Origin of the sequence: Treponema sp. OMZ 799 (assembly GCF_024181365.1) — a bacterium.
Taxonomy (GTDB): Bacteria; Spirochaetota; Spirochaetia; order Treponematales; family Treponemataceae; genus Treponema_B.
Map to the genome: position 1 here is coordinate 1 of NZ_CP051301.1, position 16780 is coordinate 16780.

The following is a 16780-nucleotide window of genomic DNA, read 5'->3' on the forward strand; positions in this document are numbered from 1 at the left end:
CTATTTATTCGTATTTTCTTTTATCGTGTTTCTAAGATCATGGATGATTTTTTCTAAGCTCGGATCGGCTGCAATTTGTTCTTCAATCTTGTTACAGCCGTGCAAGATGGTTGTATGATCCCGGCCTCCGAATTCGTTGCCTAGTTCGGTTGTAGAACACTCGGTCATTTCCCTACAAAGGAACATCGCAATTTGACGCGGAAACGAAAAGCTCTTCGTACGTTTTTTGCTTTTAATATCCGAAATCGAAATGCTGAAATAGTCTGCTACGGTTTTTTGAATGAGGTCTATGGTAACATTTCTTTGACGGGTTGAACCGAAAATATCCCTTAAAAGATTCTTTGCCGTAGCCTCGTCCATAGTTTTCTTTGTAAGCTCGGTATAGGCGATGAGTTTTGTTAAGGCTGCTTCCAAATCACGGACATTTGAAGAAATATTTTTTGCAACCATGTCGATAACTTCATTCGGAATCTTTGTGCTGTGTTTTTCCATTTTCTTTAAAAGAATCGCATAGCGTATCTCGTAAGCCGGTGTTTGCAAGTCTACATTTAATCCCCTTTCAAACCTCGATTTTAAACGCTGTGAAAGGTTTTTAAGCTCTGCAGGCGGACGGTCGCAGGTAAAGACAATTTGCTTATTTTTTTCATAGAGCTCATTAAAGGTGTGAAAAAGCTCTTCTTGAGTTTCCACCTTTCCTTGAAAGAAGTGGATATCGTCTATGAGAAGGACATCAGCCTTTCGGTACTTACTCTTAAATGCAGGCATCATCTTTTTTTGAACACATTCTACAAATTCGTTTGTAAAGTTCTCTGCCGTAACATAAATAACCTTAAGCTTTGTCGTGTTCCATATTTTATTTCCTATAGCCTGCATAAGGTGGGTTTTGCCCAAACCAACCCCTCCGTAAATCAAAAACGGATTATAAGCGCTTCCGGGATTGGTAGAAACTGCTATAGCGGCATTTACTCCAAAGTTATTATTCGGCCCTACAACAAAGTCCTCAAAATTATACTCAGGCCTCAAATCGGGATGCTGCCCCCTTCCGCCCTCAGCTTTTAAAGATTTTTTCTTAGGCTCCGTTGATGACGGCTTTTCGGCATCTGCTTTTTTATCGGCCGCTTCCTCATCTTCTTCTTTAGAAATATCTTCAGAAGTCTTTGCTTTAATGATAAAATCTATAAATAAATTTTTACCTGAAAGCTCAAATAATTTTTTTTCGATACTGTTCTTATAATTATGAACCATCTGATCTCTAAAAAATTTCGACGGAACACTCAGATATACGGAATTTTCCGTAGATTTTTCATACTTAGACGGCAGAAACCACATAGAAAATATAGAAAGGGGTAACTCTTCCTTAAACTGATTAACAGCTTCATCCCAAAAAATTTTATAATCCCATTCGCTCATAGTGTGCCATTATACTACTTCTTTACTTTTTTTTGCAATAATGATAGAATAAAAAAAGGCATTTATTGTCAAATTTTATGGGAATTTATAAGTTTTTAAGGAAAAAAAATGACAAAGTCAAATTATTCGGCAAATAATATTACGGTTTTAAAGGGATTGGAAGCGGTCAGAAAAAGACCGGGTATGTATATAGGTTCAACGGGGCCGGACGGCCTTCATCATCTTGTGTATGAGGTTGTAGATAACTGTATAGACGAGGCTATGGCCGGTTTTTGCGATAAAATTTTGGTAGTTCTTGAACCTAACGATATTGTGCGTGTAGAAGACAACGGCCGAGGTATTCCTGTAGATATTCACCCGACAGAAAAAATAAGTGCCTTGGAGCTGGTTTTAACCCGCCTCCATGCCGGAGGTAAGTTCGACAAGGGTTCTTACAAGGTTTCAGGCGGTTTACACGGTGTAGGTGTTTCTGTTGTAAACGCTCTTTCAGTCTGGATGGAAGCCAAGGTTTACAAGGACGGCTTTGAGCACTATGCAAAGTTTGAAAAAGGCTCAATCCTTGAACCCGTAAAAAAGATAGGCGAAACCGAAAAAAGCGGTACGGTTATCAGGTGGGCAGCAGATTCTTCCATCTTTACCGAAACTACCGTATACAATTTTGAAGTGCTTGCAACCCGTTTGAGGGAACTGGCCTTCTTAAACAGCCGAATTTCCATCACGATGAGGGATGAACGCCTTTCCACTCCAAAAGAAGTTACCTTTGCCTTTGAAGGCGGAATATCTCAGTTTGTTTCATACCTAAATGCCTCAAAACAGGTTTTCCCTAAAACTCCGGTTTTTATCGAAGGCGAAAAAAACGATATTATCTGCGAGGTTGCTCTTCAGTACAATGACGGATATAACGAAAACCTTCTTTCCTTTGTAAACGATATAAATACACGCGAGGGCGGAACTCATCTTGAAGGCTTTAAGACAGCCCTCACCCGCGTGATGAACGAGTTTTTAAAGAAATATCCTAAACTTGTAAAAAAGATGGATAAGGAAGAAAAACTTACGGGTGAAGATGTCCGCGCAGGTCTCACCGCCATCGTTTCCGTAAAGGTTCCCGAACCCCAGTTTGAAGGACAGACCAAAACAAAGCTGGGCAACAGCGAGGTTCGAGGTATAGTCGATTCCTTTGTAAACGAAAAACTCACCCTCTTTTTTGAACAAAACCCGAATGAGGTCGAAAAGGTTTTGGAAAAATGCGTTGCCGAGGCCGCAGCCCGAATTGCAGCCCGAAGAGCAAAGGAAGCTACCAGAAGGAAGAGCGGTTTAGACAGCTTCGGCCTCCCCGGAAAACTTGCAGACTGTTCTTTAAAAGACCCCGAGGCTTGTGAGGTTTACATAGTTGAGGGAGACTCTGCAGGCGGTTCAGCCAAAAAGGGAAGAGACAGCAAGACGCAAGCTATTCTCCCACTTTGGGGAAAAATGCTCAATGTCGAAAAAACCCGTCTCGACAAGGTTGTAAACAACGAAAAGCTCCAGCCGATTATTGCTACCCTCGGCACGGGTATAGGCAAGGATTTTAATATAGAAAAACTCCGCTATCACAAGGTTATAATAATGGCTGATGCCGACGTTGACGGCTCCCATATCCGCACCCTGCTATTGACCTTCTTTTTTAGATACATGCCTCAGGTTATCGAAAGGGGCTATGTCTACATTGCCATGCCGCCTCTTTATAAAATTTCTCACAATAAAAAAGAGTGGTATGTTTACAATGATGACGAAAGAGATTCCGTTTTGGACGAAATCGGACGGGGAAACAATGCTGCTGTTCAGCGTTATAAGGGTTTGGGTGAAATGGACGGCACCCAGCTTTGGGAAACGACCATGGACCCTGCAAGGCGGAAGATGATGAGGGTTACCCTTCCGGACGCCGTTGAAGCCGACAGAATTTTCAGCACCCTAATGGGCGAAGAAGTAGAGCCCCGCCGAAAGTTCATCGAAGAAAACGCCGTCTACGCAAATTTGGATGTGTAATAAATATTTGATTAATCGATAAAAAAAGTTTGGGGGTATGTATGTTTGATGTTAATAGTTCTGTGCTCTTTTGGTTTGCGGGAGTTGTGATTCTCTTTGTTTTGCTGCAATCAGTCTTTTTTTTGGTAAAGGCTTTAAAGCGGGCAAAAGAGTTAAACATGCCCAAAAAAAAGATAAAGCAAATTATTTCCGGAGCGGCGGTTTTTACGATCGCTCCCGCCATTTCCATCATTCTCGGAATGATAAGCCTTTCCAAATTTTTAGGTCTTCCTCTGCCCTGGCTTCGTCTTTCGGTTCTAGGAGCCTTGACCTATGAGCTTACGGCTGCAAGCACAGCAGCATCGGTCTTGGATATTCCCTTGGATCAGCCGATTGCAGATGCGGCAGCCTATACGACTATTTCTTGGGTTATGGCCCTCGGAATAATTTCGGGGATTGTGGTGATTGCTCTTTTCTTACCCAAGATGCAAAAAAATCTTATTAAGATGAAGTCCAAGGATGAAAGATGGAGCAAGCTCCTCATCGATGCCCTCTTTATGGGCATGATTTCCGCCTTTTTAGGAATGATATTTTCGGAAATCCGTCTGGGACTTAGGGGATGGATTCCCGTTTTTGTGATGTTCTTTTCGGCCCTCTTAATGCTTATCTGCGGTTTAATCGTAAAGAAGACAAGGTCTAAATGGCTTGAAAGCTATGCTATGCCGATAAGCCTTTTGGGCGGAATGGCCTTTTCCATTCCGATCACAATGCTGATAGGTTAAATCACCGGTTCTTATAGGAGGAATTATGCAAGATAAACAAATCGAGTTCAGTTCATACGAAAAAAGCATACATAGGTGGGGTAGAATATGGATGGTAATAGCCATTATTATGTTTCTTTCTTATCCTCTTTTTACCTGTATTTACTATAATACTTGGCCCAATTTTTGGCTCCTTTTGAGGGGGCTTTTCGGTGTTGCCGTTATTTTTTGGCCGGTAGGAATTATTGAAGCCTTTACCTTTGCACCCATGCTAGGAGCAGGCGGAACCTATGTAGGCTTTATCACAGGAAACTTAACAAACCTAAAGGTTCCCTGCGGAGTCTTAGCCTTGGAGGCCGCAAAGGTTGAAGCCAACACCGAAGAAGGCGACGTGGTTACCACAATAGCCGTTGCAGTTTCTTCCATAACGACAACCCTTATTTTAATAGCGGGAATGCTTTTGCTAACTCAGTTAAAGCCAATTTTGGAATCTCCTATTATGGCTCCGGCCTTTAAAAACATCCTGCCGGCCCTTTTCGGCGGCCTCTTGATAGTCTTCGTTGCAAAAAATCCTAAGATTGCCGTTGTTCCCTTTGCCTTTATGCTGATTCTTTTTATTGCCATGCCTCAGCTGGGAAAAGCCATAAGTATGCTCATCCCTGTCGGAGCTATTATTACAATCATCTACACGAGGATAATGTATAAGAAAGGGAAGATATAAAAATAAATGGAGATATACATTTATGAATACTAAAGATCTATTGGAAATTATTACATTAGGAGAAACAAGCAAGGTTCAATTTAAACAAGATTTACCTAATTTGGAAAGCATCGCTCAAGAAATTGTTGCAATGTCTAACTCCATAGGAGGACTTATTTTAATAGGAATTAAAGATGTTACCGGTGAAATCTTAGGTTTATCTCCCGAAAAAATAGAGGATTATGGTAAAAGGATATCTCAAGCTGCCGATAATTTAAAGCCTCCTGTTTATATTGCAACTGAAGTATTAAAAATAGAAACACCTGCCTCTAAATATATTTTAGCTATTCATATTCAAGAAGGAATAAATAAACCTTATAAAACATCAAAAGGCGAAATATTTATAAAACAAGGAGCAAATAAAAGACTTGTAACCGATAATTCGGAGATAATGCGTTTATTCCAACAAAGTGCGAATTTACTTGCCGATGAAATGGAAGTTTATGGAACCTCCGTAGATGATATCAATAAAGAAAAATTTTCAGAATTTTTTAAAAAAGAATTCGGTACAACATATGAAGATAAGGGATTAAATCTTGAACAAGCCTTAAAAGCAAAACGGGTTTTGCGAAATGAACATTTAACGCTTGCAGGATTGCTTTTTTTTGGAAAAAATCCTCAAGAAATAAAACCGGCTTTTACGATTAAATTTGTTTCTTTTTTTGGAAACGATATATCGGAAAATTACTATAGAAACAAACCTTCGGATCTAAAAGGTACAATTCCTGAACTTTTTGATGAAGCTATGAGATATTTAAAATCTTGTTTACACCATGTTCAAAAAGAACAGGGGTTTAACTCGACAGGAATTCTTGAAATCTCTGAAATAGCTCTTATCGAAGTATTACAAAATGCCTTGCTGCATAGAGATTATTTTAAAAATTCCCCCATTAGAATTCTCATTTTTGATAATAGAGTCGAAATAATTAGCCCGGGTAAATTACCTAATAGCCTGACTGTTGAAGAAATAAAATTCGGAAATCCTGTAATAAGAAACAACCAATTAGTTTCTTACGCTTTGCATCTTTTACCTTTTAGCGGTTTAGGGTCAGGAATTAAAAGAGCCATATCCGAGCAGCCTAATATAGAATTAATAAATGATATTCAAGGTGAACAATTTAAAGTAATTATACCAAGACCGGAAAAATCTAAATGACCAAGTATCCTTTTATCAGAACCTTTAAGCTTTTTTTTAAGGCCTCGCCTTTCAGGGTAAGTGCCGTAGCGGGCTATGTACGGAAGATGGTATTTTACGATAATGGGGTACGTTCAAAACTATTTTGATATTATGGATTGCTGATTTGGATATGGATTCATACCGGGAAAGGCTGTCGGCGGTATTCCAAGACTTCGCCGTTTACTCAGGCTACACTGTGGACGAAAATATTTTTATAAAACCCGAACACTCTGAGGAAGAGGAAAAAGAAAAAATCGAAAAGGTAAAATATTTAGGAAAAGACTTTGAAAAGAAGCTTGAAAATAATTACTCCCTCGTTTTGGGAATGCAATACGGCGGTAAAGAATTTTCAGGCGGACAAAGACAGAGGCTTGCCGCCTTGCGTTCCTTCATCAAAAAAAGCGATATAATATTTTTTGATGAACCCACTTCAGCAATAGGCCCGATAGCCGAAAACGAATTTATCTAAAGCATCCTTATGCAGGGCAAGGGAAAAATCTCGCTCATCGTAACTCATAGAATGGGAAGCGTAAGGTCCTGCAGCGATATAATCGTAATCGATTCAGGTACCGTAATCGAAAAAGGAAACTTTGAAAGCCTTTTAGCTCAAAACGGTTTATTCGCAGAACTTTATAACAGCCAAAGAAAAAATTTTATAGAAGAAAATCTATAATTTAATCACAAATAGCGATTTATTTATTCTCTCAATCAGTCCGTATTTCCTCATGTAAAAATCTAACCCAAATGATATGCGTTACTCAAGTAAAAATCTAACCGTAGTTATGTAGACCAGCTGTGAGCCATTGAAATAAGTTTGCTCTGTAGCTCTTGTGTTTTATCAATCAGCTGTTGTAAATCTAGTCTGTCCTTCCTACGTCGCAGTTCATCTTTTTCAGCATCGCTTATATCAGAACTCTCCATAAGCCTACGATACGGTGTCTTAGCTTCATCATATTTCTTTATGACCTTTGCGTCTACCCTGTGCTTTGAAATAATCTTCATTGAAGGAAAAAAGAAGTTTACAAGCATGTTATATTGCTCATAAAGGTCAGCCATAACGCTTCGTGTCTCCTCTCCCTCAAATCGATAGTAGCCGACAATGCGTCTTACCACACTGTCATTTTTCTGTTCAACAAAACAATTATCATTCTTTTTATACGATCGGCTTCGAGTAAAGATAACATTATTCGTGTTGCACCATTGCAAAAGCTGCATATTCTTAAACTCGCTTCCGTTGTCGCTATCAATACCTTTCATCTGAAACGGTAAGTTTATTTTCACATCCTCTATCGCTTCTTTTACCCATCGGTGAGCTTTGTTTAAAAGGGCTCTATTTTCCGTCCAACCTGAATGAACATCAGTAAGGGTAAGTGTGCAAATATACTGTCCTTTAGTACTTATACCACAGTTTGCGACAGTGTCAACCTCAAAAAAGCCCGGTTTGCGTTCATCCCAGTCGAAAAAGGTGCGGATTGGAATGAGCTTATTAAGATTCTTTGAAGGCCGTGTTGTTGAAATACCTCGGATAGAATGTTTTGGAATTTCAGGCTTGAGAATCCTACCGACCGTTGCGCTTGATATGCGAGCAAGTTTTGCTTTAAGTTGTTCATCATAACCGAACTTTTGAGCAAAGTAATCGATATTATCACGTATAAAAGGCACGAGCCGTTTTGAACATAGGTACATCGAAAAAATCCATAGCCGGATGACTTGCTCTTGTACGTCTTGACCGTAGTATTTTTCATAGGTTCGCTTTTTTCGTGTCTTTTTAATAACATTCACACTCTTTTTGGCGACGTTGTTAAAATGCGTTATTTTTATGTATGCACTGTTTTTCAGAATGTGAATTGCATACTTTCGGTTGTATTTGGTTGTTGCGACAAACTCATCGAGGATTTTCGTCTTTTGTTTCTTGCACGCAGTGCAGTACCGTTTCACTATTTCCTCAGTCAGCTTCTTTCTCATTTTCATATCTAACCTCATTTTGCCCTTCCTTAGGGCTTCTATTTTAAGTTAGATTTTTACGTGATGAACAGCTTTTTTTTCGGTTAGATTTAACGTGAGGCAATGCGGGTACTTGTATAAAGATTAAAAAAATATTATAATCAGTAATTCTTATTAGCAAAAGGGAGATACTTTATGGAAGATCATAAAATTTCAATGGAAAAAATTGTAAGTCTTTGTAAAAGAAGAGGTTTTGTTTTTCAATCATCCGAAATTTACGGGGGACAAAACGGTGCATGGGATTACGGCCCTTTAGGAATAGAATTAAAAAATAATGTTTCGCGTGCATGGTGGAAGGAGATGACACAACTTCATGATAATATTGTAGGGCTTGATGCTGCAATTTTGATGCATCCCCGCACGTGGGAAGCCTCCGGCCATGTTGAAAATTTTACCGATCCTTTAGTTGACTGCAAAAAATGTAAAAGCCGCTTTAGAGCAGACCATCTTTCTCCTGAAAACCTTGAAAAAAAAGTTTGTCCCGATTGCGGAGGCGAGCTTACCGATACACGTAAATTCAATCTTATGTTTAAAACTCATATTGGTCCTACTGACGATAACTCAAGTGTTATTTATCTTCGCCCGGAGACGGCTCAAGGTATCTATGTAAACTATAAAAATATTATTCAATCTAACCGAATGAAGATTCCCTTCGGAATCGCACAGATCGGAAAGGCCTTCCGAAACGAAATTGTTACAAAAAACTTTATTTTTAGAACCTGCGAATTCGAGCAGATGGAAATGCAGTTTTTTGTAAAGCCCGGAAGCGATGATGAATGGTTCGACTATTGGAAAAAACAGCGCTGGGCCTTCTATGAAAAATACGGAGTAAGAACAAATAAGCTTCAATGGCACCAGCACGGCAAAGATGAACTTGCCCATTATGCAAAAGATGCTTACGACATTGAATACGAATTCCCGATGGGCTTTAAGGAGCTTGAGGGTGTACACAACCGAACCAACTATGACCTTACACGCCATACCGAGTATTCAGGCAAGGATATGCAGTACATCGATCAAGATAACGGAAACGAAAAATACATTCCGTATATAATTGAAACATCAGCCGGATTAACACGAAATGTGCTTATGTTTATCTGTGATGCTTACGATGAAGAAAAGGTTGCCGATAAGGGAAACGATGATGATTGGAGAACCGTACTTCGCTTCCACCCGAATATTGCTCCTATAACTGTAGCTGTTCTTCCCTTGATGAAAAAAGACGGGCTTGCAGAATTGGCTGCTGAAATTCGAAATGAGCTTAAAGAGGAATTTAAGACCGATTACGATCAAGCCGGAGCTATCGGAAAAAGATACCGCCGTCAGGATGAGGTCGGAACTCCTTTCTGCGTAACTGTAGATTATGATTCAAAAGAAGATAATACGGTTACCCTGCGTTTTAGAGATTCCATGGAACAGGTTAGGATTCCCAGGGCTGAATTAATTTCAAGAATAAAGACAGAAATTAAAAACTATAAAAGAGTATAGTAAAAGAATAATTAATGGAAAATTACTCTTACAGTGCAGAGGATAAGTCCTTACTTACTCCTCTGCTTTACAAGTATTTTGTTTTCCCCCTTGTAAGGATTTTACCTGAATCCGTTCCGGCCAATATAATAACGATATTTTCCAATGGCCTTGTAGTCCTTGCGTTTTTTATTGCTTATATAAACTATTTACATGATGCGTATAAGTTTTTATGGCTTATACCGATCCTATGCTGGTCTTATATTGTAGGCGATTGTTCGGATGGAATACAGGCAAGAAGAACAAAGACCGGTTCCTCATTAGGGGAATATTTTGATCATTTTTTGGACAGCTTTGTTACAGGACTTCTTACCGGTATTTTAATGCTTTGTTTTAGGGTTACAAATCCGATTTTGCTTTTTTGCGTATATCAGTTTTTATATGTAGGTCAGATAGGAACATTTTGGGGCCGCTTTAAAGACGGGGTAATGCAGTTTGCTCTCTTTAGTACAAGTGAAGGTGCGATGGCAATTACAATTACGGCAGCCCTTGCTTCTTTTAGCGCTATTAGAGAACTTAGTTCTCATTCTATTGTGCTAGGTTTGAGCATTATTCACATAATTATGCTTGCTGCCTTTGGAGCGGCTTGGCTTACAGGAATTCTAGTTATTTTTAGAACAAAAAAATTGACTATACGTTTATTTTTACACCTTGTATTTTCTGCCCTCATAGGAGCTGTTTTAGTTTGGAAAGTTCAGGCTCCGATATTTATGCAGACCGTGATTATTACATTCTATAATGTGTTGTTTATTCAATCGGTTCTTTCAGCTACGGCAGAAAAGTTAAGAGAAGCTTTGCCCGATTTTTTAGTGCCCTTAAGCTGCTTACTCTATTTTGTGTTCTTAGAATATTCTATTATTATCGGAGCAGCCCAAAGTTTATATCTTTTAATAAGGATAATAATAAGATTTTCGATATTTTTAAAAAAATATAAGCATTGCTGGTATTGGAAAAATCCTCTTCCTGCAAAAAAAAGTAAATAAAATGCTTTTAAGGTATTGACAAAATCTTGATAAAATAGCAAGGTATAGCCATGGTTGATCCGATATTTAATGATGAATTTTTGATGTCCCCTGAAATAAAAGAGATTGCAGTTTTTGAAATTCCAAGATTTATAGATGCTGCAGATACGGAGCTTGTCTCATCGGCTTTAAAAATATCCAAGGCCTTCGGACGAGGGGCTTCTTTTGAAATTTATACGGATAGAACCAAGATAGATGCCGAAAAAAACTTGATAGAAAGTTTTATGAAAAATATTCAGCTGCTTGTACAAAAAACTTGGGTTGAAAAAGATGATGAAGAATGTAAAGAAGATACCTTGTACAGGATAAATTCTTTATGTGAAAAACTTATAAGATCGGAGCATCCTGCGGCATACAAGGAATCATTTGAAGATTGTTTTGCAATTTTACGCGATGTTGTTGCCCTTCTTTTTGGAGACTTGGTAAAAACCGATTCTTTTGTCGAGTATGCATTCCGCATTGATCCTGACTTCGGATTTTTTTGGTATTATGTTACACGTCTTTCAAAGGTGGAAATTATATCTGAAGAAAAGGCCAGATATGCTTCCTTGCTTGCAATGTTCTTTTTAGCAAATTTTTAGAGTAAGTTCTTTTTAATTTTCAATTGTTTTTTTAAAAATATGAGATCCGAAAATCTCCCGATTCTTTGAATCCTATTTTTTTATACATTTGCCTTGCTGCCTGATTTTTAATTTTTACAAAGAGGGCGCATTTTTTTTTATACTGAAAGCAGTCATTTATCAGCATCATCATATTTGCCGCACCCACACCCTTATTTCTATATTCCGCTCTTGTAAAGACTCCGCCTATTTGATTCCATCTAAAACCGGAAGCATTTATTCCGGCCTTTGCAATATACTTGCCGTCTTTTTTTACTGCATATAGGGCATGATTGTTTATTCTTTTTTTTAGAAGCTTTAGGCAGGATTCGTGAGAGGCTCTTACTCCTGGGGCCAATACTTCGGTTTCATTGTATTCTATTTCCATCGGGCAAAGGAGTTCTGCATCTTGAATCGGAGGTTTTATAAATTCCAATTCGGTATTTAAATTATCGGAAGCCCTTATACAAAAAATGTTAGGTGCTGAAGGTTTTGTTTTGAGGGTAAGAAGTTTGTAGTTTTCAAAACGGTCAGGCACAAGTGACAGACTTTCATTTATTAATTTTTCTAAATAGATGGAGGTGTTTTTTTCTCCCATCACGGAAAGAGGTTCTGTGTGTTTTAAAAAATCTTTTTTGATATATTTTGCAATATCATCAGTAATTTCTTTGGTAAAGCAATGGAGTAAAACACTGTGAGCTGCTAAAAATAAAATCCCTATAAATTCTTGATTATTTGAAAAAAAGGCATCAGCCTTTATAAAGGTAAAAAGTTCTTGGCCTGCATCAAAAAATCTTTTTTGTTTTTTTAGACATTCGGCAAGATTTACGCATAAGTGTTCATAGGGTAGAATGTTATCGATGAAGAGATTTATATTGCTGCTTGTAAGATGAAGAACCGGGCATTTCATTACTCTATTCCTGAGATAGGAAGTCTTCCGTTAGCATTAAAATCTCCGCAAAGGGCTCCGAATGCAGCGGTAAAGGATGCAGGCGAATAGCTGTAAATGGCAATAGCCGTTTCAGCTTTAGGGACCTTTGCCAAAAATGCGGGGGACAGGACTGAAATAACTATGTATTTTTTCTTGGGATAGGCCTGCATTATTTTTTGTAAAACACTTAAAGAGTACTTATCGGAAAGACAAAAAATTATTGTATCAAAGCGCCGTGCATGGTGATAGGCTGAGTCTACCTCTATTATTTTTGCCTTGGGGAAACGTTTTAAGCCGTATTTAAAAAAATCTTTATAGGCAGACACAAGGAGGATATCCTCATGTTCTTCAGGTTCAAAAGGGATATCTGCATCGCGCACTATTGTAGTTGAGCGGCCCGCCAGGCTTAAAAAGAATTTTTGGCCTTCCTTATCGGGGATGTTTTCATCAAGTTTTTCTATATCGGGCATAATGGGAACATGGTTATCGCTTTTAAAATACTTTAATTTTTCAACTAAAATTCTAAAGGCTGCATCCTTTACCCTTTCTTTAAATTGGGGGTCGTCCTTCATTGCCCTGATATTATCCTTCCAAAACGCTTGATAGTGCCGAGGTGTTGTCGAGGATTCGATTATATCGTTTCCGGCTTCTAAGGCCATTTTCACGGCCTTTGCAATGCCGCCTGCAAAATTCATAGCGCCGTGCATCATCATGTCATCGGTAATTATGAGTCCCTTAAAGCCAAGTTCTCCGCGCAGGATATCTTTTAAAAGATATTTGGAAAAGGTGGCCGGTTCTCCATTAGGTAAGATTGACGAAAAATTTAGGTGTCCTGTCATAATTGCAGGTACGCCGGCATCTATCAGGTATTTAAAAGGTATCAGCTCCCTGCTGCGGAAGGTTTCTTCGGATATGTCGATTTTAGGTAAACGGCCGTGACTATCGATGCTGGTATCTCCGTGGCCCGGAAAATGCTTTGCTGTTGTAAGAACGCCTGCATCCCTGCTTCCCCTTACAAAGGCTGCTCCTAAGATACCGGCGGCATGAGGGGAGTCTCCAAAGGAGCGGGGGCCTATTATTGAGGAGTCATGATCCGTTAAAAGATCTACAGTGGGAGCAAAATTTAAGTTTATACCTAGGGCTCTTATTTCTCTTGAAATATAATAGCCTGAATAGTAAGAATCTTGGGGTATGCCTGATGCTCCTATTGCAAGGTTTCCCGGAGTCTCTGAGGTTAATCCTTTGACATGCCGTACCCAGCCCCCTTCTTGATCGGTTGCAACAAAGAGCGGGATGCCGAATCTTCCTTCGAGGGATTTTTTTTGCAAAAGTGAAATTGACTTGGCAAGCTTGTGGGAGTCTCCGGTGTTCCAGCCGAAAATCTTGATGCTGCCCAGTCCGGAGTCTTCAATCCATGATAAAAGTAAGTCTCCGGGATCTTGACCGGCCCAGCCGAACATAAAGGTTTGAGCCAAAAGTTCTTCATCGGTCATGTTTTCGACTATTTCGGATGCCAGTTTTTCACTCGGCACATTATCGTAAAAGTTAGGCAACCTTTTTACGGCAGAATTGGAGTTCAAATTGACCGTCAATAAAAAAATACAGACAAAAGATAGTATGCTCTTTTTTGTAAGGGAGAATTCGGTTTTCATAAGTTTATTTATTCCAGCCAGTAAACCTTATCGGGTGCTCTTTCCGTAAGGAAAAAATTTTCATATCGTTTTGATGATTCTACACGAATATCGTCAGGAAAATATGTCGAATGCAAGAACCAAACGACGTCCAGCAGATCTCCAAAGGAGTCGGAGCATGAATACCTGTAGTAAAGCTCTATATCGTCATCTTCCAATATTTTTCTTCTTTCGGGATCTATTTTTGTATCGGGGTCGATTGCTTCCCGTATATTGCTTCTTAAACCTCCGTACCACGCGTGGGTTACCGATAAAAGATTGAGGTGCTTTTCCTTATCCATTTTGTACAGCTCGTAAACACCAGAAACGGCGGGAACTGCACGGTTTATCTTGTATTTATCGGCCTTTGTAAGAGGCGACCATGTAAGAATATAATGAGGTTTGTTCTTAAATATTTTCTTTATTATAACAGGTTCCATTTCAAACATATCTGTCATTATACTATTTTTTTATTAAAATTGCTATAAGGCCTTGTCAAAGTTTGTATTTTTTGATATACTATCTAAACTTCGGCGCCGTACCCAAGTGGTAAGGGACAGGTCTGCAAAACCTTCATTCATCAGTTCGATTCTGATCGGCGCCTTTTTCCATTTTTTAGTTTTTTTTTCATAATGGGAACCTCCTTTACAGAGGTTCCCCTCCTTTTTTATAAGCCTTATAGCCTATATTCATGTTGGCATTCTTATTTAATCAGATTTGCAATAAGGGCAGGAACCGTTATAAATGTTCCTATCGAGCTTCCAAGCGAAGAAAGAATAAAAACAAGCAGAACCTTTGTTATTCTGTTTTTATACCAGCCTGAAAAGGTGCCGGCATCGTTTGTGAGGTTTTCCATGTCTTTTACCTGAGGCTTTTTTGCCCAAGCCTGTACCAGTCCCGAAATCATTCCTATACCCAAAAGAGGGTTGATAGTCGTAAATGGGGCTCCCAAAAAGGATGCAAGGATAGCGAGAGGATGGCCGAGTGCAATTAAGGCACCGATTGCCGCAAGTCCTCCGTTCCAGAGTACAAAGGATAAAAGCATTTGTCCGGTTTTTATGCCGCCTCCCTTAAAGAAGCCGAGAATGATTAAGCCTATTATAACTACCGGAAATATCCAAGAGGCTGCCTTGCTTGCGGTACTTTTGGGAGGGATTACCTCAATGTCTGATACGTCTGTTGTTTTTGTACCAGCCTCAAGTTCTTTTATAAAGCGTTCCGTTCCGGGAAGATGTCCTGCCCCCAAGACGGCTACGATTTTTTTTCCGCCGCTTTCCCAAATTTTTGATGCAAGATAGCGGTCTCTTTCATCGATTAAGACGCCTTTTATGTTTGGAAGGTACTCTGCCATTTCCTGCATCATATTGTCCATTGCGCTTTGATTTTTTAATTTTTCGATTTCGGCTTCATCAAGTTTTTCGTTGGAAAAGGCGGCGCTTAAAAGAGTTGCCAAGAGCTTCGATCTGCCCCAGCCGCGGTTTTTTGCCCAAGCTCGTTTTAAGGTTGTGTGAATCGGGCGGTCAACCATTTCGGTTTTTATGTTTAGTTCTTGAGAAACTTCGATTGCCGCCTTCATTTCATCTCCGGGTTTTACACCGAGGTCGGTTCCGAGTTTTTTTTGAAAGGAGGATAAAACAAGGTTTGCAAGGAGTAAAAAGCCTTTGCCTTCCCGCAATACTTGGGAAATATTTATTTGCTGCCATGCATCTTTTGAGGTTAGGGATTTGTATCTTCCTTCATCCAATTCTACACATACACAATCGGGATTTTCTTTTCGAATTGTAGATTCAACATCCTTAATACTTTCTTTAGAAACATGTGCTGTTCCTAAAAGAATAATTTCGCGGTCCTTTAAAAGAATACGCTTTAAAGTTTTTTCATTATTTTCGTCCACAGTGATTCCTTTCTGTCTGAATTTGCAAGCTCAACGATTGAGCCTAAAAGTATTTTTTTTCCGGGATATTTTTTAGAGTCGATTATTCCTCCGGCCATATGTGCATGTCCGCCTCCTCTTCCTATACCGCTTAGAGCTTCTTTAACAAGATAACCTGCATCGAGGGTTTTATCGCGGCTTCTGGCAGATAGTTTGTATTCGTCTCCGTTTGTTTCTATTACGATAACAAAAGAAATATCCTTGATCCAAATTAAAAAATCTGCTACAACCGACAAAATAGCTCTCGAATAGTCTTTGCTTAATTCCACCAAGAGGAAGTTTCCTATCTGAAAATAATCGGTAAATGCCCTGCCTATTTCTTCGAGTTCACCAATGTGTATTGTCGTTTTAATCATTTGATACATTGTCTGAACATCGGATTTAAAATAAAGTTCATAATAGGCATCCATATCAAGATGATTGACTCGTCTTGATAAAAATGATGTATCAAGCTGAATACCTGCAATCATTGCAGTAGCCGTTATTCTGTCATATTCTTTACCGCTTTCTTTCCAGTATGACCAGATAATTGAGCAGCAGGCTCCCATTTCGGGTCTTATGTCCATGTATGCTGCAGTGGATTTTGTGCGGGGAGGATGATGGTCTATAATGGCTTTTAGGACTCCTCCAACCTTTGAAACCGTAGCTTTAAAGGGAGAGCCGTCTACAATTATAACTTGATATTTTTTGAGATCTTCAATTTCTTCTACTTTTAAAAGAGGGTTATTTAGATATTTGACGAATTCGATCAAGGGAAGACTTTGAACGAGTCCTCCGTAAGCTATTTCTGTTGTATAGCCGTAATTTTCTAAAAGTTTTGAAAGAGCATAGGCCGCTCCTATTGCATCATGATCGGGAAAATCATGAGTTTGTACAAGTACCGGTTGATCTTTGTTTAAAACCGAGCAAAGCGTAGATAATTTTTCTTCCATAAAATAATCCTAAATTATGGGAATAATATATCATAAAAAAAAGTGTTTTT

The 16780-nt window shown here is 39.0% G+C and carries 14 protein-coding genes, 1 tRNA gene and 1 pseudogene; 9 read left to right on the forward strand and 7 right to left on the reverse strand.

The annotated features are described in order from the left end of the window. Nucleotides 1-1410 (reverse strand): chromosomal replication initiator protein DnaA, encoded by a 1410-nt coding sequence (gene dnaA / locus E4O04_RS00005; protein WP_253686629.1) that lies wholly within the window; start codon nt 1408-1410, stop codon nt 1-3. A gap of 108 nt (nt 1411-1518) precedes the next feature. Here dnaA and gyrB point away from each other — a divergent pair, with 108 nt between their 5' ends. The 5 genes and pseudogenes from gyrB to E4O04_RS14120 form a co-directional block, all read left to right on the forward strand. Beyond that, nucleotides 1519-3435 (forward strand): DNA topoisomerase (ATP-hydrolyzing) subunit B, encoded by a 1917-nt coding sequence (gene gyrB / locus E4O04_RS00010; protein ID WP_253686627.1) that lies wholly within the window; start codon nt 1519-1521, stop codon nt 3433-3435. 41 nt (nt 3436-3476) lie between these two features. Next, complete coding sequence (locus E4O04_RS00015) at nt 3477-4196, forward strand: DUF5058 family protein (protein ID WP_253708812.1); 720 nt, start codon at nt 3477-3479, stop codon at nt 4194-4196. Between the two features lie 25 nt (nt 4197-4221). Further along, a complete protein-coding gene (locus E4O04_RS00020; protein WP_253708814.1) occupies nt 4222-4896 on the forward strand; it encodes a hypothetical protein in 675 nt (224 codons plus the stop codon). A gap of 22 nt (nt 4897-4918) precedes the next feature. Then, nucleotides 4919-6091, forward strand: coding sequence for an RNA-binding domain-containing protein (locus tag E4O04_RS00025; protein ID WP_253708816.1), 1173 nt, complete (start codon nt 4919-4921; stop codon nt 6089-6091). A 136-nt stretch (nt 6092-6227) separates the two neighbouring features. Then, nucleotides 6228-6785, forward strand: a pseudogene (locus E4O04_RS14120) (ATP-binding cassette domain-containing protein); the annotation flags it as partial. 107 nt (nt 6786-6892) lie between these two features. On the opposite strand, the gene E4O04_RS00040 reads toward E4O04_RS14120, so the two are convergent. Further along, nucleotides 6893-8095, reverse strand: coding sequence for a DDE-type integrase/transposase/recombinase (locus E4O04_RS00040; RefSeq protein WP_371922250.1), 1203 nt, complete (start codon nt 8093-8095; stop codon nt 6893-6895). A gap of 156 nt (nt 8096-8251) precedes the next feature. Between E4O04_RS00040 and E4O04_RS00045 the strand changes: the two genes are divergently transcribed. The 3 genes from E4O04_RS00045 to E4O04_RS00055 are packed head-to-tail and all read left to right on the forward strand — an operon-like array spanning nt 8252 to nt 11246. Then, a complete protein-coding gene (locus E4O04_RS00045) occupies nt 8252-9604 on the forward strand; it encodes a glycine--tRNA ligase (protein WP_253686571.1) in 1353 nt (450 codons plus the stop codon). 14 nt (nt 9605-9618) lie between these two features. Next, nucleotides 9619-10626, forward strand: a complete 1008-nt coding sequence (locus E4O04_RS00050) for a CDP-alcohol phosphatidyltransferase family protein (protein WP_253686573.1) — start codon at nt 9619-9621, stop codon at nt 10624-10626. A 50-nt stretch (nt 10627-10676) separates the two neighbouring features. Further along, entirely contained in the window at nt 10677-11246 is a 570-nt protein-coding gene (locus E4O04_RS00055; protein ID WP_253686575.1) for a hypothetical protein, read from the forward strand. A gap of 31 nt (nt 11247-11277) precedes the next feature. Here the strand turns inward: E4O04_RS00055 and E4O04_RS00060 are convergent, their stop codons facing one another. The 3 genes from E4O04_RS00060 to E4O04_RS00070 are packed head-to-tail and all read right to left on the reverse strand — an operon-like array spanning nt 11278 to nt 14314. Further along, on the reverse strand, nt 11278-12174 hold the full coding sequence (locus E4O04_RS00060) for a GNAT family N-acetyltransferase (protein ID WP_253686577.1): 897 nt from the start codon (nt 12172-12174) through the stop codon (nt 11278-11280). Next, complete coding sequence (locus E4O04_RS00065) at nt 12174-13847, reverse strand: glycoside hydrolase family 3 protein (protein ID WP_253708817.1); 1674 nt, start codon at nt 13845-13847, stop codon at nt 12174-12176. The genes E4O04_RS00060 and E4O04_RS00065 overlap by 1 nt, the downstream gene beginning before the upstream one ends. An 8-nt stretch (nt 13848-13855) precedes the next feature. Continuing rightward, nucleotides 13856-14314 (reverse strand): hypothetical protein, encoded by a 459-nt coding sequence (locus tag E4O04_RS00070; protein ID WP_253686581.1) that lies wholly within the window; start codon nt 14312-14314, stop codon nt 13856-13858. 83 nt (nt 14315-14397) lie between these two features. Here E4O04_RS00070 and E4O04_RS00075 point away from each other — a divergent pair. Continuing rightward, a tRNA-Cys gene (locus E4O04_RS00075) sits at nt 14398-14469 on the forward strand. Between the two features lie 99 nt (nt 14470-14568). On the opposite strand, the gene E4O04_RS00080 is transcribed toward E4O04_RS00075, so the two are convergent. Continuing rightward, entirely contained in the window at nt 14569-15759 is a 1191-nt protein-coding gene (locus E4O04_RS00080) for a TraB/GumN family protein (protein ID WP_253686583.1), read from the reverse strand. After that, nucleotides 15732-16730 (reverse strand): DHH family phosphoesterase, encoded by a 999-nt coding sequence (locus E4O04_RS00085; RefSeq protein WP_253686585.1) that lies wholly within the window; start codon nt 16728-16730, stop codon nt 15732-15734. Before E4O04_RS00085 ends, E4O04_RS00080 begins: the two co-directional genes overlap by 28 nt. Nucleotides 16731-16780 lie beyond the last annotated feature (50 nt).